Consider the following 18,566-nt stretch of genomic DNA (forward strand, 5'->3'; position numbering starts at 1 on the left):
CGGTGAGAGCCCGAAGACGGATTCCGCGCAGGCGCACAGCCGTACGGCGGCTACGCGTTACGGCGTATACGCGGGCGGCAGGGGTACGCGGGCGTCAGCCGGTGTGGCGTCCCGCCGCCAGCCGGACGATGTCGACTCGCGACCGGATCCCCAGCTTCCGGTACACCCGGGTGAGCGTCGCCTCGACCGTCTTGACGCTGATGAACAGGCGTCCGGCGATCTCGCGGTTGGTCGCGCCCTCCATGACGAGCGCCGCGACCTGACGTTCCATCGCGGCGAGCCCGTCGAGCGCGGCGAGCGCCTGCGGCCGCTGTACGAACAGAGGCTGCGGCGCGGGATTCGGCACCGTGGCCGCGTCCACCCGGCGCAGCCAGGGCAGCGCGCGGGAACGTCTGAACAGACGCGCCGCCTCGTCGTACGACGTGGGGGCGGGCGTGGCACCCGGCACCGGCGGGCCGGTGCGCAGCTCGGCCAGGGCGAGGGCGGCGCGCGCCTCCTCGAGTCCGTAGCCGAGTTTGGCCAGCCGGTCCTGCGCGGACGTCAACTGGGCGAGAGCCGCCTCGTGTTCGCCGCGCGCGGCGCGTACCAGAGCCTCCGCCCGGTCGAGCACCGCGAGCACGCTCTCGCGCCCCAGCCGCAGCGCGTGCGCGCGGGAGACGTCGATGACCTCCTGCGCCTCGTCCAGCTCGCCCACGCGGACCAGGGCCTCCGCGAGGTCGCCCTGCCAGCGTCCGCGGGCCGGGTCGTCGACGCCGAGATCGTGCTCCAACTCCCGTGCCCGGCGCAGCGACTGCACGGCGCCCGGCGCGTCCCCGGCCACCAGCCGGGCGTATCCCAGGGCCGCCTGGGCCCGGGACAGATAGATCAGGTCGCCGTTCTCCTCGGCGTGCTCGACCGACTCCCGGGCCAGCGCCAGCGCCCGGTCCACGTCGCCGCCGGACGCCTCGGCCAGCGCGGCGAGCATCGCGGAGGCGACCTCGCCGATACCGGTGTCCCGGGCCAGCCGCAGGCTCTCCCGGGCCAGGTCGAGCGCCCGGCCGCAGTGCCCGCAGCGCAGTTCGGTCTCGGCCAGGCCGCGCAGGAAGTGCACCTCGCTCTCGACCGATCCGCGCCGGCGCACCTCGCGCAGCAGCGTGGTGATGGTGGCCCGTGCCTCCGGCAGCTGGTCGCTCATGATCAGCCAGCGGAACCGGGCCGTACCGATGCCGTTGTGATGGACGGTCACCTGCGGGTCCTGGGGCTCCCTCAGCGCGCGCTTGATCGTCGCGGGCGCGTCCGGGTGGCCCATCAGGGTCTCGGTCTGGGCCTGGAAGGAGAGCGACATCAGCTCCGTGTACCGGTCGCCGCCCCGCTCGGCGAGTTCAGCCGCGCGCGCCGCCTCCTCGCGGCACTCGGCGAAGTTGCCCTCCACGAGGAGCGCCCGCCAGGCCAGTTGGTAGTGGATCAGGGCGAGCAGCCGTGGGTCGTCGCCCGCGTCGGCCAGCGCCTGCGGGAAGACGGCGTCGACCTCCGTCATGGCGTGGCCCGCGGTGTCGATCACGATGATCCAGGCCCGCACCCGCTGCGCGGGAACCGTGCTCCGGGCGAGCACCTGGCGGGCGATGTCCCGGGCGAGATCCAGCTCACCGGCGGTGATCGCGTCCTCGGCGGCCCGCAACCGGTGCTCGTCGGGGTTGGGCACGCCGTCGGCCGGGGTGTACCGGGCGGCGAGCAGCCCGAGCGAGGAGGCCACCGTCGGTGCTCCGCGGTCCCGGGCCAGCGCGGCGGCCTCGGCGAGGCGGGCGGCCACCTGCGGATCCGTGCCGTCGGTGGCCAGGGCGAGGTGCCGGGCCCGCTCTATGGGGTCGGACGCGGCCGTGGACAGCGCGGCGTGCGCGGCCCGGCGTTCCTGGGCGCTCGCCTCCGCGTACAGCGCCGCCGAGACGAGGGGATGAGCGAACCGTACGGCCGGGCCCTCGGGTTCCGTGGCCAGCAGGCCGAGGGCGGCGGCCTGGGCTGTCTCGGCCTCGGCGTTCTTCCGGCCCGCCGCGTGCAGCAGGGCCAGCGTGGGGCGGGCGCCGGCGCTCACCACGAGGAGGGTGCGACGGGCGTCGTCGGACAGCATCTCCAGGCGGCTGAGGACCAGGGCGCGCAGCGAGGTCGGCACGGGCAGCGGCTCGCCCGGGCGCGGGGGAGTGGGGTTCTCGGCCAGGGCCCGGCCCAGTTCGAGGGCGTAGAGCGGGTTGCCGGCGCTGGTGCGGTGGATCTCGCGCACCGTCGAACGCGGGAGGGCGTAGCCCCGGTGCTCCAGGAGGGTCTCCACCTGGGAGCGGGTCAGCGGGTTGACCCGAACGGCCAGGGTGTCCGGTGTGGACGCGCGTAGATAGCGGTCGTACTCCTGTCCGTCCACTGTCCGTCCCGCGAACACCATCCGGACGGGGTCGTCGCCGAGGCGGCGGGCGGCGAAACCGAGGAGTTCGGTGCTCGCGCTGTCCAGCCACTGGAGGTCGTCGGCGACCACGAGGACGGGGCCCTTGGCGGCCAGCGCGCGCAGTGCGGACAGCACGGCCAGCCGCAGTGCGAGGCCGTCGCGCTGGAGGGTGGACTCGCCCCGGCCGGTGAGCGCCGCCTCCAGGGCGACACGCTGCGCTACGGGCAACTGGCCGGACACCTCGTCGAGGGCGAGCCCCAGGAGGTCGGCCAGCGCGAGGAAGGGGAGATGGGATTCGGACTCGGTGGCGGAGCAGCGCAACACGGTCCGTGCCGATTCGCCGTATTCCGCGGCCAATGTCCGCAGGACGGTCGACTTTCCTATTCCGGCCGGTCCGTGCAGCAGCACGCTGCCGCCGCGCGAGAGCTGCTCGCGCGCTGCCGCGAGTGCGTCCTCCCGACCTATGAGCAGGTCAGAGCGGCCTCGGCCAGACTCCTGGAAGTCCCGTCGCACGGTCACCGCTCCCCTCCTGTGTCGTGTGGGGCCCAATATTAGGCAACAGATCATTGAATTTCCGGCCGGTGACGCGGAGAGCCGAATAACAGGACGGTAGCGGCATGGGGAAATTCAAGGCATCAGTGAATGAATGCACCGTATACGTGTGCGGAGCGTGACGCCACAGCCCTGTGCGCGGGGGCTCTCACGGCAGCAGCCCAGCCCGCCGCGCCGCCACCACCGCCTCCCCGCGCGAGTGGGCGCCCAGCCTGCGCATCGCCGAGCGCAGATAGCCCTTCACCGTCTCCGGACGCAGCCCCAGCCGCTCCGCGGCGACCGCGTTGGACGCCCCCGAGGCGACACACGCCAGGACGTCCAGCTCCCGGGGCGCGAGCTCGACCCCGTCCACGGGCCGCCCGGCGGCCAGCAGACCGCACGCGTCCAGCAGCGCGCCCCGCAGCGCCGGGTCGGCGATCCGCGGCGCCAGCGCGCGCAGCGCCGCGTGCGCCTCCCGCACCTGCTCCCACGCCCCGTCACCTGGCCGTACAGCGTGGGCGGGCTCCGGCCGCGCCGCCGCCAGCAGCTCCCGCGCGTGGTCCCGCACGACCAGCGCCTGCTCCACGTCCCGGGCCGCCTCGACCGCCGCGCCGATCAGCCGGTCACCGAGCGGCTGGGCCGTGCGCAGGGCGCCGTACAGAACACCGCGCACCCGGCGCCGTACGACGACCGGGACCGCCACCACCGAGCGCAGGCCCTCGGCGGCGACCGGGATGTCGTACTCGTGGGTGATCTGCCGGGAGACGGAGTAGTCCGTCACCGCGCACGGGCGGGCCAGGGCCACCGTCTTGCCGCCCAGGCCGTTACCCGCGGTCACCGCGAGCGCGCGCAGCGCCTGGGTGGCTGTGCCGCTCAGTTCGCTGATGCGCATGTGCCGGTGCCCGGGTTCCACCAGCCCGCCGAAGGCGACCGGCAGCCCCGTCGCCCGCCGCAGCCGGACGAGCGCCCGCCGCACCTCAGCCGCCTCGGCCGTGTCTGCTGCCACCTCGTCCCTCCTTCGTCGCGGCCCGCTCGTGGTGCGTTCGCGGTGTGTTCGCCGTCGTACGTCGCACTCACCCCCGTTCGGGGGTAGTGAGACCCGCATCACGGATTACACGATGTCAGAGTGTCGCCCGGCAATGGTCCGGGACCGAGGAGGACTGATGACGACGGTGACCGAGCACTTCCGCGAGGCGCGGGACTTCCTGCTGACCCATCGCGAGGACTACGCCACCGCGTACGAGGGTTTCCGCTGGCCCCGCCCCGAGCGCTTCAACTGGGCCCTGGACTGGTTCGACGTCATCGCGGAGGGGAACGACCGCACGGCCCTGCACATCGTCGAGGAGGACGGCTCCGAGGCGAGGGTGTCCTTCGCCGAGATGTCGGCCCGCTCCGACCGGGTCGCCAACTGGCTGCGCGGGCTCGGGATCCGCCAGGAGGACCGCGTCCTCGTCATGCTCGGCAACCAGGTCGAACTGTGGGAGACGGCCCTCGCCGCCATGAAGATCGGCGCCGTCGTCATCCCCGCCACCCCGCTGCTCGGCCCCGCCGACCTGCGCGACCGGGTGGAGCGCGGCCGGATCGCCCACGTCCTGGTCCGCGCCGAGGACACAGGCAAGTTCGACGAGGTGCCCGGCCCCTACACCCGGATCGCGGTGGGCGGCGCCCCCGAGGGCTGGCGGCCGTACGAGGACGCCTACGACGCGCCCGCGCAGTTCACCCCGGACGGCCCCACCCACGCCGACGACCCCCTGATGCTCTACTTCACGTCGGGCACGACCGCCCGCCCCAAACTCGTCGAACACACGCACGCCTCGTACCCCATCGGGCACCTGGCGACCATGTACTGGATCGGCCTCAAGCCCGGCGACGTGCACCTGAACATCTCCTCGCCCGGCTGGGCCAAGCACGCCTGGTCCAACCTCTTCGCGCCCTGGAACGCGGAGGCGACCGTCTTCATCCACAACTACACGCGCTTCGACGCCGGCCGGCTGATGGCGGAGATGGACCGCGCGGGCGTCACCTCCTTCTGCGCCCCGCCGACCGTCTGGCGCCTGCTCATCCAGGCCGACCTGACCCAGCTGCGCACCCCGCCGCGCGAGGTCGTGGCCGCCGGGGAGCCGCTCAACCCCGAGGTCATCGAACAGGTGCGCCGCTTCTGGGGTGTCACGATCCGGGACGGCTTCGGCCAGACGGAGACCGCCGTGCAGGTCTCCAACAGCCCCGGCCAGCCGCTGAAGACGGGCTCCATGGGCCGCCCGAGCCCCGGCTACCAGGTCGTCCTCCTCGACCCCGTCTCGGGCGAACCGGGCGCGACCGAGGGCGAGATCGCGCTCGACCTCTCCACCCACCCGGTCGGCGTGATGACCGGCTACCACGGCGACGCCGACCGCACGGCGGAGGCGATGGCCGGCGGTTTCTACCGCACCGGGGACATCGGCTCGCGCGACACGGACGGCTACATCACCTACGTCGGCCGGGCCGACGACGTCTTCAAGGCGTCCGACTACAAGATCTCCCCCTTCGAGCTGGAGAGCGCGCTGCTCGAACACGAGGCGGTCGCGGAGGCCGCCGTCGTCCCCGCGCCGGACGCACTGCGCCTCGCCGTACCGAAGGCGTACATCGTGCTCGCGGCGGGCTGGGAGCCGGGACCCGACACCGCGAAGGTGCTGTTCGAGCACAGCCGCGAGGTCCTCGCCCCCTACAAGCGCCTGCGCCGCCTGGAGTTCGCCGACCTCCCCAAGACGGTGTCCGGCAAGATCCGCCGCATCGAACTGCGCGAGGCGACGGCGGCGGGCTCGGCGGACGAGTACCGCGAGGAGGACTTCCGGTGACCTCGTACAGCCACGGAACCGGTACGACCCCGCTGCTCGGCGACACCATCGGCGCCAACCTCGACCGGACGGTCGCCGCCTGGCCGGACCGCGAGGCGCTCGTCGACGTACCGTCGGGACGTCGCTGGACCTACGCACAACTCGCCGCCGACATCGACGAGTTGGCGTACGCGATGGTCGCCTCCGGGGTCGCCAAGGGGGACCGGGTGGGGATCTGGGCGGTCAACTGCCCCGAGTGGGTGCTCGTCCAGTACGCCACCGCGCGCATCGGCGCGATCATGGTGAACATCAACCCGGCGTACCGCACGCACGAGGTCGAGTACGTCCTCAAGCAGGCCGGCGTCCGTCTGCTCTTCGCCTCCGTCGCTCACAAGACCAGCGACTACCGCGCCATGGTCGGACAAGTGCGGGGCAACTGCCCGGAGTTGCGCGAGGTCGTCCACTTCGGCGATCCGAGCTGGGCGGCGCTGCTCGAACGGGGCACCCCGGGCGCCTCGTTCGAGGAACTGTCCTGTGACGACCCGATCAACATCCAGTACACCTCGGGCACGACGGGCTTCCCGAAGGGCGCCACGCTCTCCCACCACAACATTCTCAACAACGGTTATTTCGTGGGTGAGTTGCTCGCCTACACGGAACAGGACCGAGTATGTGTCCCAGTGCCCTTCTACCACTGCTTCGGCATGGTGATGGGCAACCTGGCGGCCACCTCGCACGGCGCGTGCGTCGTGATCCCGGCCCCGTCCTTCGAACCGGCGGCGACTCTGCGGGCGGTGGCCCAGGAGCGCTGCACCTCGCTGTACGGCGTACCGACCATGTTCATCGCGGAGCTGAACCTCCCCGACTTCGCGACGTACGACCTGTCGTCCCTGCGCACCGGCATCATGGCGGGCTCGCCCTGCCCCGTCGAGGTGATGAAACGGGTGGTCGCCGAGATGCACATGGCCGAGGTGTCCATCTGCTACGGCATGACGGAGACCTCCCCGGTCTCCCTGCAGACCCGCCGGGACGACGACCTCGAACACCGCACCGGCACGGTTGGCAGGGTCCTGCCGCACATCGAGGTCAAGGTCGTCGACCCGGCGACCGGAGTGACCCAACCCCGGGGCAGCACGGGGGAGTTGTGCACGCGCGGCTACAGCGTGATGCTCGGCTACTGGCAACAGCCCGAGAAGACGGCCGAGTCGGTCGACGCCGCCCGCTGGATGCACACCGGCGACCTCGCGACGATGCGCGAGGACGGCTACGTCGAGATCGTCGGCCGCATCAAGGACATGATCATCCGGGGTGGCGAGAACATCTACCCGCGCGAGATCGAGGAGTTCCTGTACGGCCATCCGAAGATCGCCGACGTCCAGGTGGTCGGGGTACCGCACGAGCGGTACGGCGAGGAGGTTCTCGCCTGCGTCATCCCGCGCGAGGAGACCGAACCACTCACCCTCGCCGAGCTACGGGCCTTCTGCGAGGACCGGTTGGCCCACTACAAGATCCCGACCCGGCTACGCCTGCTGGACGCCTTCCCGATGACGGTGTCGGGCAAGGTACGCAAGGTGGAGCTGCGGGAGACGTACGCCGGGGAGTGAACGGGGTGACGTCCGCCGGTCAGGGCCCGCGCATGCGGACGCGGGGCCGGCGATCGAGGCCGTGCTAGGCCTCCGCCGGAGGGGCAGTGCGGGTGGGTCGGTTCGCTGCGGCGCCGCCGTGGCCGGTCGCGCAGTTCCCCGCGCCCCTGAGGGGCGCTGCCCGCAAGGCTGTTGACGGTCTCAGACGCCTGTGGCGTCGAGGTCGTCGGCCGGGGTGTTCACCGGTTGTGGGGTGCCGGTGAGGTCGAGGACGAACAGGGGGATGCCGAGGTCGTCGGCGCGGGCGCGGGCCTCGTTCTCGAATCCGGCGAGGGAGAAGTAGACGCAGGCCGAGGACTCCGTCATGGCCGTCAGCCACAGGCACTCGATGTCCCGCAGTGACGCCGGGTTCACCGTCGGGTCGACCTGTGCGAGGACCCCGCGGGCGGCGAGCCCGACGCCGGACGGGGGCCGCTGGTCCGCGCGGCGGATGTCCTGGTAGCCGAGCCAGCGCAGATAGAGGGCGGCGGCGGTGACGGCGTCCCGTGCGGTGCGGATGGTGACGGGCTGGAAGGCGCGCCGGGCGCGGGCGGCGGAGCGCGGGGTGCGGAGGGCGCCGGGGAGTTTCGTGGTGCCGGGCGGGGGCTGTGTCTCCGCCGGCCGGGCGTCCGGAGCGGACCGGGTCACCGGGATGCGCAGGACCGTGCCGCAGGGGCAGCCCAGTTCGGGGTACGGCCACTGGTCCTGCCGTTCGCAGGCCGCGCAGCGCACGGTGAGCCACTGCTCGTCCCAGACCCGGTGGGTGACGGCTGTCGCGGTCGCCCGTTCGTCGAGGGACGGGCTGACCGGCGCACCGCACGCGCACGGATAGGAGGGCGCCGCGTACAGATGCTCGCGCAGGCAGGCCGGGCATCGCACCGGCATGCTGTCGGCCATGGGTCACTCCACTAAGTGACGTCGGGGTCAGAGCCCATCGTGCTCCACCGGACCCCCGCTTGTCCGTCTCTTGACGGCCTTTCCGACCCCACTTTTCGAGCTGGGGGCGCTGAGGGAATGGAAGAAGGGGGTGCCCGTGGGCACCCCCTCTTTGTTTCCCCCGTTGTTCCCCCGTGCGTTGTTCCCCTTGTTCCCCCGTGCTGACCACAATGTGCCCCACTCCAGGGGTAGTTGAAGCCCCCGGAGCAGAGTTCAGAGCTGGATTTGAGGTTTCCGGGCGGTCAGGGGGTTCGGCGCGCTTCGCGCGGCAGCCAGTCGAACGCCTCGGCGCTCGGCCGGCCGCCCGGCTTGTACTCCAGGCCCACCCAGCCGTCGTAACCGGCCTCGCGCAGCTGGTCGAGGTGGGCCGCGAGGGTGAGCGTGCCGGTGCCGGGGGCGCCGAGGCCGGGGCGCTCACCAGCGGATGCCGGGGCGACTCCACCTTGTTCAGCGCCTCGACGAGAAGGACCGCCCCGATACGGTCCGCGGCGCGCGCCGCCGACACCAGGTTCTCCAGCGCCGGCACGTCCTGCTCCGCCGCTTCCACGCCGTCGAAGCGGTTGCCGTACAGCGCGTTCAGCGCGCCGCAGCCCAGCGACTCGGCCAGACCCGCGGCCACCTCGATGTTGGCGCGGAACCGTTCGGACTCCTCGCCGGGCACCGACAGGGCGCCCCGGTCCGGGCCCGGCAGCTGTCCGGCGTAGAAGTTCAGGCCGTTGGGTGTCGGAGCTTGTCAAGGTAGCTCCCCCGAGTGGCGGGGCGGTCAGGGGGCGGTTAGACAGGGTTGACGTTCATATGAGCGGGGCGCACCTTTTCCGTGCGTCAGTGCACTGAAGTCGAGAGGCAAACATGGCCGTCGAGCCATTCCCCGTCTGCCCGGAGAACCTAGGAGCAGACGAACACGGTCCCGTGACCCGAATACGTGCGGACGAGCTGGTGCGAACCGTGGTCGTCGCCAGACCCCTGGACGATGTCGTCGAGCTGGTCACCCTCCTGGAGCAGTCGCCCGACGGTCTGCCGACCGCGGCATCGGTCCTGCGGGTCGCGGCGGTGGCGCGCTCCGTGGAGGACGTCTCGCGCCTCGTGGAAATCCTGGGTCCGCCGGACCACGGGGTCGACCGGATGGACGAGGCGATCCGGACAGCCGCCGAACAGCGGCCGGTGGCCGAGGTCGGCCGCCTCGTCGCACTCCTGCACGCGGCCCCGCGCGCCGCGCACGCCGAGGCCCAGGCGGTACACGCGGCCGCGACCAGCAGACCCGTCGAGGACCTCGTGCAGCTGATCGGTGGCTTCGACGAGGTCAAGGTCAAGGACGAGAGCCTCGCGGCCGTGGGCGCAGCAGCCCGGGGCGCGAAGCCGGTAGCCGTGAGGAGGCCGGGGAACGGCGACCTCCTGTGGCTCTGCCGTGCCGTCGCCGTCCTCGTCCTGCTCTGCGGCGCCGCCCACTTCCCGCTGGACTGGGTCGACACGCCCAGGCACGGGCTGGCCGCCTCGCTCGGCGTCTCCGTGCTGTGCCTGCTGGCCGGCGGCGCCCTGTGGTGGGGCCGGTCGCCGGCGGTGGCCGCCGTGGCCGTGGTCGTGCCGGGCACACTCGCCGCCGCCCATCTCGTGGGCACGCACGTCGACTCGGCCGTCCTCGCCTACGTACGGCAGGCGGGCGGAGCCGTGTCCCCGCTGCCCGCTCTGGCGGCCTGTGCCGCGACGCTCGCCGCGCTGACGGCACTGGCCGTGTCGCTCGCCCGGCGACGGCGCGGTGCGGGTGCGCGGGATGCCGTCCCCGACCCGGTGCGGAAGGTGAACTCGCTGCGGCCGTAAGGGAGTTGGCGGTTCGGCGTGCGGGGTTCAGCGGGGCGGACGCGCATCGCCGCTGTGCGCCGCGAGGGAGTCCGTCAGGGGCGTGTCCGAGCGGCTGGGACACGGCCCGACGGAAGAATGCGCACAGGTCGGTGGGCCAGGCCCCGGAAGCCGGCGGCCGCCTGGGGGGGGGAAGTCCTCCATGAGCGCGACCGCGAGGTCGTTCCAGGCCAGGACCTCGCATACGGCGGACATCACGAAGCCGGCGGTCTGCGGCAGCCGCTCCAGGAGCGCGAGGATGCTGGGGCGGACATCGCGCCGGTGCAGTCCGATGCGGTTCGGCGCGGTGCCCGCGAGGACGTGGAGATGGTCGGACTCCGCGTCGGTGAACCGCAGCGCTCCCGCGACCGCGGCCAGGACGGCGCCCGAGGGGCGTGGCGCCCTGCCCTGCTCGAGGCGGATGTAGTACTCCGTGGAGATGTGCGCGAGGACCGCCACTTCCTCGCGGCGAAGACCTGGTGTGCGGCGCCTCGGTCCCGAGGGGAGGCCGACGTCCTGCGGGCGGAGCCGCTCGCGGCGGCCGCGGAGGAACGCGCCTCGGCGTGACCCAGCAGCCCGCCGCCTGTTCGAGGACCGTGCCCCGCGCTACCCGGCAGCACGAGAGCGGCCCCGCGACATCCTGGCCGTGGACGGCCTGGCACGCCCGCAGTGCGCCCCGCCGGATGGCGTGGATGCTCCGGCCCGGGGTACCCCGCCCGGTGTGCGGATTTCCCGGTAGGGCAGCATCTGCTCAGTTATCGCCCACCCGTGAGGGGTCGTCATGCGCTTCACACGGCACGTCGCTTCGCCCGCGCTGTTGTCCTGCCTGTTCCTGGCGGGCTGTTCGTCCGTCCCGCTGGGCACGTCGGACCCGTCGTCGTCCGGCGCCGCCGAGTCGGGTGCCCCGGGCGGGGCCCGGCCCATCGCGGTGGGGGCCGGTCCGCAGAAGAAGTACACGGTGCAGCGGCAGCCCGCGGCGGGCAGCTGTCACTACCGGTACGAGAAGAAGGGGGAGCCGTTGGAGGACCCCCAGTGCACGCCGGGCGCGATCTCCCCGGCCGTCAAGCAGGCGAACCTGAAGTCGACGATATGCCGCAAGGGCGGCTACACCTCCGGTGTGCGGCCCTCCACATACATAACCGGCAAGGAGAAAAAGCTCAACGCCACCTCCTACGGCTTCACCGGGAGCATGCGCGATGCCGAGTACGACCACTTGATCAGCCTGCAACTGGGCGGCGACCCCAACGACTACCGCAACCTGTGGGTGGAGCCGGCCGACCCGGGCCACAAGAAAGGCAGCGGCGTCAACAACGCGAAGGACCCGGTGGAGACGAAGCTGCACACCGCGGTCTGCGCCGGCAAGGTCACCCTCGCGCAGGCGCAGCAGGCGATCGTCACCGACTGGACCACCGCACTCGCCACGCTCGGCCTCAACTGAACCCGTGGGGCCACTCGGCCGGGTGATGTTTTTCTTGTCGGAACGGGGTCGCTAGGTACACAATCTGTTAGGTAGCAGCATCATCGAAGGGCCCGACTCCTGCCAGAGCCAGGCCCTCCGCGCAGTTCCACGAGCCCGGTCGCCTTCTATCAGACCGGGCTCTGTGCGTGTCAGCCCCGGCCGCGACCGTCTCATGCGTGGACGCCCTACTGGGCGAACTGCCCCACGGCGGCGATGATCGCCACGAGGACGCCGACCGCAGCCAGCATCACCGACCACTTCTCAGGGCCGGTCCATCGCCTGCGCGGCTTGCCCACGTCGGACCTCACCACTGCTTCCTCCTTCTCCTCCTGCCGCCCTGTCCATCAGGACGTCCGCCGCACCCCGCGCACGGAGAGCGACGGAGTCGAAGGGGAGGAGCCGGTGAAGCAAGACAAGCATCAGCGCGCAACCAGCCCCAGGTCAAGCGGAGTTGAGGCACTCGGGCAGGTTCCCCGACAGGGTTCTTCACGAGTTCAACACATCACTGATGGTTCATCACTCCACGTCACTACTTCGGGAGCCCAACAGCAACTCCCAGCAGCTGTGGCCCCAGGCCTGGCACCCTGTCACTTGCCTCACGCCCGGATGCACCGGCTTGCGCAGGGCCAACAAGTGAGGCACATGCGCCCCCTGTTCGCGTCAGCGGCCGGTGGTGAACTCCTGCAGTCGGGCGATCAGTTGGCGGCCTGCCCGGCCCCGGGCCCAGCCTCGGGCACAGGGCGGGGCGGGCTGGCGTGCCGGTCAGGTCAGGTCGCCGTCCGGCCACTGGGACAGCGGGACGAGGTCGCCGGCCACGCGGGTGACGGTGGTGCCGGGCGGCATGAAGGAGTCGAAGTCGATCCGCGGGTCGCCGATGTCGACATTGACCAGCAGGAGGTACTGGTTCAGCTGGGACCACACGTCCCCGCCGAGCAGTTCCACGTCCGAGACGTTGCCCGAACGGTGGGGCGGCCGCGCCGGCAGAGCAGCGAGGTAGGGCGAAACGGCGTCCAGGAAGGCCTGCCGGGCTTCCTTCTCCTGTGCCATCTCCTCGTCGGTGGGACTGCTTCCGTCGCCCGTGATTTCGATACCGGTGGGGGGCGCGACGATGCGAAACACGGTCACCATCAGTGGGAACTCCGGGTCTTCAGGGATGGGCCGCGACACGGGTCGTGACCCGCGGGCACTCCGGTCCGCGAGCGGACGACAGCGGATTGGGCGGCATCGGGCACGCCCGGCGGCCTGTCCGGCAATGCTGGCGCACCCAGCCCGTCCCGCCGGGACGGCACGCCCAGCGGCCCGTCGAGTCGACCCCAAGGGGCCACGGCGAGCCGCTCACGTGTGTCCTCCGAAGCCGAAGAGGTCCCAAGGTCAAGCTCCCCAAGGGCACCGGGCACCGGGCACCGGGCCCCATGCCCTGCGGCATGCCTGCGCCTCTCTGCTGATTGCCGCAGGGGAGTCCGTTAAGGTCGTGTCGGAGCGGGGGAATGTGCCCCGGATGTGTCCTCTCGGTCAGAGGGCTGAGGGAACACACAGGTCAGAGCGATGCCTTGGGGGCCACAGTGCGACTGCGAGTGGAGTTCACGACCGAGCCCTTCGATCTCGACGAGGCGCCCGCCCACGCGCTGGTCGCCCGTGAGGTCATCGAGGCGGCCGAGCTGGACGCGGTGGACGTCGGTCCGTTCGGCAACACCGCCGAGGGGCGCGCCGACGCCGTGCTCACCGCGCTCGACGCGCTGCTGCGCAGGACCCTGGAGGCCGGCGCCACCCGGATCTCGCTCCAGGTCAACGTGATCGACGGGGCGGGCGGCCGGTGACCGGCACCGGCGGGGCGGACTTCGTCGCGGCCGTGAAACCGCTGGTCGACGCCATGGGCGGCGAACTGGTCCCGCCCGGTCAGGCCGGCCCCGACGACGTCGTGCTCGCCTGGGAGGGCGCCGATGTGATCGCCGTACGCCTGCCCCAGCTCGCCGACTCGCTCGACCACATCCTGGCCGCCCTCGAGCGCGGGCACGGCAAGCCGCTGGCCGAGCTGGACCGCAAGGCCAAACAGGAGACCGTACGGACACTCGAGGCGCGCGGCGCCTTCTCCGTGCGGCACGGGGTCGAGACAGTGGCGAGCGCCCTCGGGGTCAGCCGTTTCACGGTCTACAACTATCTCAACTACGCCAACGAGCAGCGGGCCAAGGCCCGTGCGGGCGACGAACAGACGCGGCAGGACGGCTGAGGCTGCCCCGGCGTATCGCGGCGACCGTCAGTCGATGCCCCGCCAGATGTGCGGCTCCCTGCGGCAGGCGTCCTCGTCCTCGCCGGCCAGCAGGACCGACTGCGGGCCGCTCGCGGGCTCCTGGGCCCGGGACACGCGGGCCGCCGGTACCTCGTGCGCTTCACGGGCCTGCCGTACGACCCGTTCGCGCTCCGGCGCCGGGACGACGACCGGTGCTGTGGAAACTGTCAAGGCGAACACCTCCAGGGACAGATCTGGGACAAGGACGACGCCACGGCCAGGCGTGGGCGTGGCTCACACCCCCAGCCGCCGGCCCAGCGGCCCGCGGGCCAGCACCAGCGCCACCCCCGCCGCCAGCAGAACCAGGCTCAGCGCGAGGAAGTAGGAGGCCGACGGGGACTCGTCGCCCGACACCTTCAGGGCGTTGCCGCCCAGTCCGCCGCCGAGCGCTCCGGCCAGCCAGAACAGGCCCACCATCTGGCTGACGAAGGTCGCCGGGGCCACCGCGGTGGTCGCGCTCATCCCGACCGGGGCGAAGGCCACCTCCCCGGCGGCCAGCATCAGGAACGCGACCACCAGCCACCACGGTGACACCAGACCGCCCGGTGCCGACCCGGTCCGCCACGCCGCCAGTGCCATCACCGCGAAGGCCACCGACGTGCACCCCATGCCGATCGCGAACTTGACGGCCGTACCGATCCGGTCCCCCGCGCGCTTCCACAGCGAGGCGAACAGCGGGGCGGTGAGCAGGACGAACAGCGGGGTCGCGGACTGGAACCAACTGGTGGGCACGGTGAAACCGAGCACCGAGCGGTCTGTGGACTCCTTGGCGAAGATGGCGAAGACGGAGCCGCCCTGGAGGAACATCGCCCAGAACAGGGCCGAGGCGAGGAACAGCCAGATGTAGGTCTTCACCCGGACCCGCTCCAGCGGGGTCAGCAGCGGATTGCGGATCAGCCGCCAGAAGAAGACCACCGGTACGACGACGGTCAACAGCCCGATCAGCGCCATGACATGAGCGATCTTGAAGGACCCGAGGGCCGCGTCCGTGCCGTAGACGATGACGACCACGGCGAGCGTGAGACCGCCGGTCCGCAGCACCCGGGTCCGCTGGGCGGGGGTGGCGGCGCGCTCGGGTGTCCGGCCGGTGTCGCCGAAGTGGTGCGAGCCACGTACGTACTGCAACAGCCCGGCGGCCATGCCGACGGCGGCGATCCCGAAGCCCAGATGCCAGTTGACGGTCTCGCCGACCGCCCCGACCACGACGGGCGCCGCCAGCGCGCTGACCTGGACGCTCATATAGAAGATGGCGAACCCGGCGTCCCGGCCGGCCCGGTCCCGGGGAGCGTAGAAGGCGCTCAGCAGATGGGCCATGTTCGGCTTGAGCAGCCCGGTGCCACCGGCGATCAGCAGCAGCCCCGGATAGAAGAACACGTGCCCGGGCAGGGCCAGCGACACATGGCCGAGTCCGATCAGGCAGCACCCGTACTTGACCGCGCGCACGGAACCGAGCAGCCGGTCGCCGATCCAGCCGCCGGGCACGGAGGACAGGAACACCGAGGCCATGTAGAGGCCGAAGAGGAGGGTGGCGTCCTCGTTGGTCATCCCGAGGCCGCCGTCGGCGGTCGGCTCCGTCGCGTAGAGGACGAGGATCGCGGTCATCCCGTAGAAGCTGAACCGCTCCCAGATGTCGGTGCCGAACAGGGTGGTGAACCAGCGGGGCCAGCCCAGGGGTCCTCGTCGGCCGGTGTGTCCGGACGCACCTGGCGGCTTGGCGGGGGACTCGGCCGGCGCGGTCATGGCTCCTCCAACGGGTCACTGGGAGGGAGCAAGGCTCCCGCCGCCGTGTCGGAGGCTGGTCGAGGACCGCTCAAAGGCGCCTCCTCGAGCGGCCGTTGAGGTCGGTCACGGACACTGGGCGGCCGAGTCGACCCCGTCCCGCGCAGGAGGCCAGTCAGATGCCGGATCCCCTTCCCTTCCGTGTGATGCTGCGCATGGAAATAGCCCCTGGTCAGGGAGCCGAGTTCGAGAAGGTGTGGCAGGAGGTGGGCCGGGGCATCGCCGCCCAGCCGGGCAACCTCTGGCAGTCGCTGGCCCGGTCGGCGGACGAGGAGGACGTCTACCACGTCGTCACCGACTGGGTCGACGCGCCCAGCTTCCACCGCTTCGAGCACAGCGAGGAGCACGTCGAGAACCGGCGGCGCCTGGCCCCCTACCGGCGCGGCGGAGAGATGAGGCTCAGTCAGACCGTGTGTCTGCTGCGGGGCGCGGCGGCCCAGGGAGTGGCCGACGTGGCCGGTTCGGAGCACGGCGTCAGGGCGTAACCGTCGTCGCGCGTCGTACGTCAGATACGTCGGATACGTCAGATACGTCAGTGGGGCGGCCGGAGGTCCGGACGCCCCACTGACGTATCCGACTGGTGTGGCCGCCGGGTACCGCCCGTCATGGAAGGGGACGGCGGTACCCAGCGGCCTGGCGTCCGGCCGGCGGTCGTACCGCCGGGGGGACGCGGCTCAGTGTTTCTCCACCCGCACTTCCGGCAGGACCCTGCCCAGTGCCTGCGGCAGCCACCAGGCTTTCTTGCCCATCAGCCGCATGGCCGCCGGCACGATCAGACAGCGGATGAGGACGGCGTCGACGAAGATCGCCACCGCGAGTCCGAAACCGAACTGCCGCAGCATCCGGTCCGGGCTGAGCATGAACGCGCCGAACACCACGATCATCACGGCGCCCGCCGCGGTGACCACGGCACCGGTGTGCGCGAGGCCCTCCCGGACCGCCTTGGCCGCGTCCTTCGAGCGCAGCCACTCCTCGCGCATCCGGGAGACGAGGAAGATCTCGTAGTCCATGGAGAGCCCGAAGACGATCGCGAAGATCATGGTCGGGATGAACGCCTCGATGGGACCGGGATCGGCGCCCAGCCAGCCGTGCTGGAAGACGAGGGAGACCGCACCGAGGGCGGCGCCGACGCTCACCAGGTTGAGCAGGGCGGCCTTGAGCGGGATCAGCACCGAACGGAACACCATCGTCAGCAGGACGATCGAGAGGCCGATCACGATCGTCACGAACAGCGGCAGCTTCCCCCCGATGGTCTCGGAGAAGTCGATGACGGCCGCCGTCGCCCCGCCGACCAGGTACTCGGCCTTTGTCTGCTTCGCCAGCCCGGGCAGCACGTCGTCGCGCAGCCGGTGCACGAGGTCCGTCGTCGCGGTGTCCTGCGGCGCGGTCTTCGGTACGGCGAGGAGCATCGCGGCCTTGCCGTCCTCGGTCGGGATCGGACCGTTGACCAGGGCGATGCCCGGGGTGTTCTTGAGCGTGCCCGCGGCGGCGCCGGCGGCCCGCACCGCGTCGTCGCCCTCGGTGACGATCACCAGCGGACCGTTGAACCCGGGGCCGAACCCCTTCGCGAGCAGGTCGTACGCGACCCGGCTGGTGGTGCCGTCCGGGTCGTTGCCGGCGTCCGCGAGGCCGAGCCGCAGGTCCGCCGCGGGGACGGCGAGCGCACCCAGCGCCACCAGGGGCAGCAGCAGAGCCGTCCACGGCCGCCGCTGGACGGCCTCACCCCAGGCCCGCCACCGGGTGCCCTCCTCGGGGCGGCCCTTGGCGGCTCGCTTGCGGGCCCGCGCTGTGAACTGCCGGGCGAAGCGCTTGCCGAAGATCGCGAGCAGTGAGGGCAGCAGAGTCAGCGAGGCCACCATGGTGAGCAGCACGGTCAGCGCGACCGCGAGCGCCATGCCCCGCAGTGAGCCGAGGCCGAGGGCGACCAGGCCGAGCAGCGCGATGATCACCGTGCAGCCGGCGAACAGGACGGTCCGCCCGGCGCCCTCCAGCGCCCTGCGCTCCGCTTCGTCCGGGGCGATGTCCTTGACCAGCTCGGCCCGGTAGCGGGCGAAGATCAGCAGCGCGTAGTCGATGCCCACGCCCAGACCGACCAGGGCCATGACATACGGCGAGTAGCTGGCGATGATGAACTTGTGCGAGGCGAGCACGATGATGCCCAGCGTGGCGCCGACCGCGAACACGGCGGTGATGACCGGCAGGCTCGCGGCGATCACCGTGCCGAACATGAACAGCAGGATCGCCAGCGCCGCGAAGACCCCGGCGCCCTCCGCCCCGCTGCCCTGGTTCTTGCCCAGTTTCCGCGCGGCCTCCCCGCCCAACTCCACCTGGAGGCCGTCCTTCTGGATCTCCCGCGCGGTGTCGAGGATCGGCTTGCTCTGCGTGAGGGGTACGTTCTCGGCGGGCCGGTCCAGCTCCACGGTGGCGTAACCGACGGTGCCGTCGGCCGAGATCGCCGACCGGTCCTTATACGGGCTCTGCACCCGGACGACGCCGGACAGTCCGGAGACCTTCTTCAGCATCCCCGCGACCGCGCTCTCGGTGCCGGGGGTGCGCAGGCCGTCCTTGTCGTGGAGCACGATGCTGACGGTGTTCCAGGCGTTGCCCGCGCCGTGTTCCTTGAGGATTTCGAGGGCGTTCTGGGTCTCGGTCCCCGGCAGCGAGTAGTCGTCCCGGTAGCGGTCGCCCGCCTGCGAGGCGCCTGCCCAGACGCCGACGAGCACGACGAGCCAAAGGATCAGCGCGGTCCATCGGTGTCGGTTGGCGAACCCCGCGATGCGGGAGAAGACCCCGGCCTGGTCGGACCGGGCCGCGGAGGCGGCCCGAGGTGGACGAGTAGACATGATGGACGCGATCCCCTTGTCGGAAGAGATGGGGAGTCATCAACTCAGCAGAC

At 71.7% G+C, this 18,566-nt stretch carries 15 protein-coding genes and 2 pseudogenes; 7 read left to right on the top strand and 10 right to left on the bottom strand.

From position 1 onward, the window contains the following. Positions 1 to 94: 94 nt before the first annotated feature. Positions 95 to 2,929: a helix-turn-helix transcriptional regulator gene (locus ADL01_RS32360; protein WP_053745593.1), complete on the bottom strand. Its 2,835-nt coding sequence runs from the start codon at positions 2,927 to 2,929 to the stop codon at positions 95 to 97. A gap of 181 nt (positions 2,930 to 3,110) precedes the next feature. After that, positions 3,111 to 3,947 (bottom strand): response regulator transcription factor, encoded by an 837-nt coding sequence (locus ADL01_RS32365; protein WP_053745594.1) that lies wholly within the window; start codon positions 3,945 to 3,947, stop codon positions 3,111 to 3,113. A gap of 157 nt (positions 3,948 to 4,104) precedes the next feature. On the opposite strand from ADL01_RS32365, the gene ADL01_RS32370 reads away from it, so the two are divergent. Together ADL01_RS32370 and ADL01_RS32375 are read left to right on the top strand one after the other, a co-directional pair. Then, a complete protein-coding gene (locus tag ADL01_RS32370; RefSeq protein WP_053745595.1) occupies positions 4,105 to 5,775 on the top strand; it encodes an AMP-binding protein in 1,671 nt (556 codons plus the stop codon). Further along, positions 5,772 to 7,358 (top strand): AMP-binding protein, encoded by a 1,587-nt coding sequence (locus tag ADL01_RS32375; protein WP_053745596.1) that lies wholly within the window; start codon positions 5,772 to 5,774, stop codon positions 7,356 to 7,358. Before ADL01_RS32370 ends, ADL01_RS32375 begins: the two co-directional genes overlap by 4 nt. Before the next feature lie 180 nt (positions 7,359 to 7,538). Here the strand turns inward: ADL01_RS32375 and ADL01_RS32380 are convergent, their stop codons facing one another. Continuing rightward, positions 7,539 to 8,273 (bottom strand): hypothetical protein, encoded by a 735-nt coding sequence (locus ADL01_RS32380; protein WP_053745597.1) that lies wholly within the window; start codon positions 8,271 to 8,273, stop codon positions 7,539 to 7,541. Positions 8,274 to 8,554: 281 nt separating this feature from the next. After that, a pseudogene (locus ADL01_RS42880) lies at positions 8,555 to 9,027 on the bottom strand (hydroxypyruvate isomerase); the annotation flags it as partial. A gap of 194 nt (positions 9,028 to 9,221) precedes the next feature. Between ADL01_RS42880 and ADL01_RS32390 the strand changes: the two are divergent. After that, the gene (locus ADL01_RS32390; protein ID WP_053745599.1) at positions 9,222 to 10,127 is read left to right on the top strand and encodes a hypothetical protein; all 906 of its coding nucleotides are present in this window, start codon (positions 9,222 to 9,224) and stop codon (positions 10,125 to 10,127) included. 165 nt (positions 10,128 to 10,292) lie between these two features. Here the strand turns inward: ADL01_RS32390 and ADL01_RS32395 are convergent. Beyond that, positions 10,293 to 10,703: pseudogene (locus ADL01_RS32395) on the bottom strand (helix-turn-helix domain-containing protein); the annotation flags it as partial. A gap of 223 nt (positions 10,704 to 10,926) precedes the next feature. On the opposite strand from ADL01_RS32395, the gene ADL01_RS32400 reads away from it, so the two are divergent. After that, the gene (locus tag ADL01_RS32400) at positions 10,927 to 11,583 is read left to right on the top strand and encodes a hypothetical protein (protein WP_053745600.1); all 657 of its coding nucleotides are present in this window, start codon (positions 10,927 to 10,929) and stop codon (positions 11,581 to 11,583) included. Between the two features lie 206 nt (positions 11,584 to 11,789). Here ADL01_RS32400 and ADL01_RS47335 read toward each other — a convergent pair whose 3' ends face one another. Then, positions 11,790 to 11,912: a hypothetical protein gene (locus ADL01_RS47335; protein ID WP_267889953.1), complete on the bottom strand. Its 123-nt coding sequence runs from the start codon at positions 11,910 to 11,912 to the stop codon at positions 11,790 to 11,792. Between the two features lie 454 nt (positions 11,913 to 12,366). Continuing rightward, entirely contained in the window at positions 12,367 to 12,732 is a 366-nt protein-coding gene (locus tag ADL01_RS32405; protein ID WP_053745601.1) for a hypothetical protein, read from the bottom strand. Positions 12,733 to 13,166: 434 nt separating this feature from the next. Here ADL01_RS32405 and ADL01_RS32410 point away from each other — a divergent pair, with 434 nt between their 5' ends. Next, positions 13,167 to 13,421 (top strand): hypothetical protein, encoded by a 255-nt coding sequence (locus ADL01_RS32410; protein ID WP_053745602.1) that lies wholly within the window; start codon positions 13,167 to 13,169, stop codon positions 13,419 to 13,421. Between the two features lie 53 nt (positions 13,422 to 13,474). Beyond that, on the top strand, positions 13,475 to 13,831 hold the full coding sequence (locus ADL01_RS32415; RefSeq protein WP_063783611.1) for a helix-turn-helix domain-containing protein: 357 nt from the start codon (positions 13,475 to 13,477) through the stop codon (positions 13,829 to 13,831). A gap of 27 nt (positions 13,832 to 13,858) precedes the next feature. Here ADL01_RS32415 and ADL01_RS32420 read toward each other — a convergent pair whose 3' ends face one another. Together ADL01_RS32420 and ADL01_RS32425 are read right to left on the bottom strand one after the other, a co-directional pair. Continuing rightward, positions 13,859 to 14,062, bottom strand: coding sequence for a hypothetical protein (locus ADL01_RS32420; protein ID WP_159049704.1), 204 nt, complete (start codon positions 14,060 to 14,062; stop codon positions 13,859 to 13,861). A 63-nt stretch (positions 14,063 to 14,125) separates the two neighbouring features. After that, positions 14,126 to 15,631, bottom strand: coding sequence for a peptide MFS transporter (locus ADL01_RS32425; RefSeq protein WP_078960874.1), 1,506 nt, complete (start codon positions 15,629 to 15,631; stop codon positions 14,126 to 14,128). 158 nt (positions 15,632 to 15,789) lie between these two features. Here ADL01_RS32425 and ADL01_RS32430 point away from each other — a divergent pair, with 158 nt between their 5' ends. Next, positions 15,790 to 16,155, top strand: coding sequence for an antibiotic biosynthesis monooxygenase family protein (locus ADL01_RS32430; RefSeq protein WP_053745605.1), 366 nt, complete (start codon positions 15,790 to 15,792; stop codon positions 16,153 to 16,155). Between the two features lie 189 nt (positions 16,156 to 16,344). Here the strand turns inward: ADL01_RS32430 and ADL01_RS32435 are convergent, their stop codons facing one another. After that, the gene (locus ADL01_RS32435; RefSeq protein WP_053745606.1) at positions 16,345 to 18,513 is read right to left on the bottom strand and encodes an MMPL family transporter; all 2,169 of its coding nucleotides are present in this window, start codon (positions 18,511 to 18,513) and stop codon (positions 16,345 to 16,347) included. Positions 18,514 to 18,566: the final 53 nt, after the last annotated feature.

The organism is Streptomyces sp. NRRL WC-3618, assembly GCF_001280005.1.
Classification (GTDB): Bacteria; Actinomycetota; Actinomycetes; order Streptomycetales; family Streptomycetaceae; genus Streptomyces.

Excerpts from the sequence above, each read along its gene's own strand:
- ADL01_RS32400 (WP_053745600.1), top strand. The coding sequence starts at position 10,927 with ATGCGCTTCACACGGCACGTCGCTTCGCCCGCGCTGTTGTCCTGCCTG.
- ADL01_RS32370 (WP_053745595.1), top strand. The coding sequence starts at position 4,105 with ATGACGACGGTGACCGAGCACTTCCGCGAGGCGCGGGACTTCCTGCTG.
- ADL01_RS32380 (WP_053745597.1), bottom strand. The coding sequence starts at position 8,273 with ATGGCCGACAGCATGCCGGTGCGATGCCCGGCCTGCCTGCGCGAGCAT.
- ADL01_RS32415 (WP_063783611.1), top strand. The coding sequence starts at position 13,475 with ATGGGCGGCGAACTGGTCCCGCCCGGTCAGGCCGGCCCCGACGACGTC.
- ADL01_RS32425 (WP_078960874.1), bottom strand. The coding sequence starts at position 15,631 with ATGACCGCGCCGGCCGAGTCCCCCGCCAAGCCGCCAGGTGCGTCCGGA.
- ADL01_RS32430 (WP_053745605.1), top strand. The coding sequence starts at position 15,790 with ATGCCGGATCCCCTTCCCTTCCGTGTGATGCTGCGCATGGAAATAGCC.
- ADL01_RS32405 (WP_053745601.1), bottom strand. The coding sequence starts at position 12,732 with ATGGTGACCGTGTTTCGCATCGTCGCGCCCCCCACCGGTATCGAAATC.
- ADL01_RS32435 (WP_053745606.1), bottom strand. The coding sequence starts at position 18,513 with ATGTCTACTCGTCCACCTCGGGCCGCCTCCGCGGCCCGGTCCGACCAG.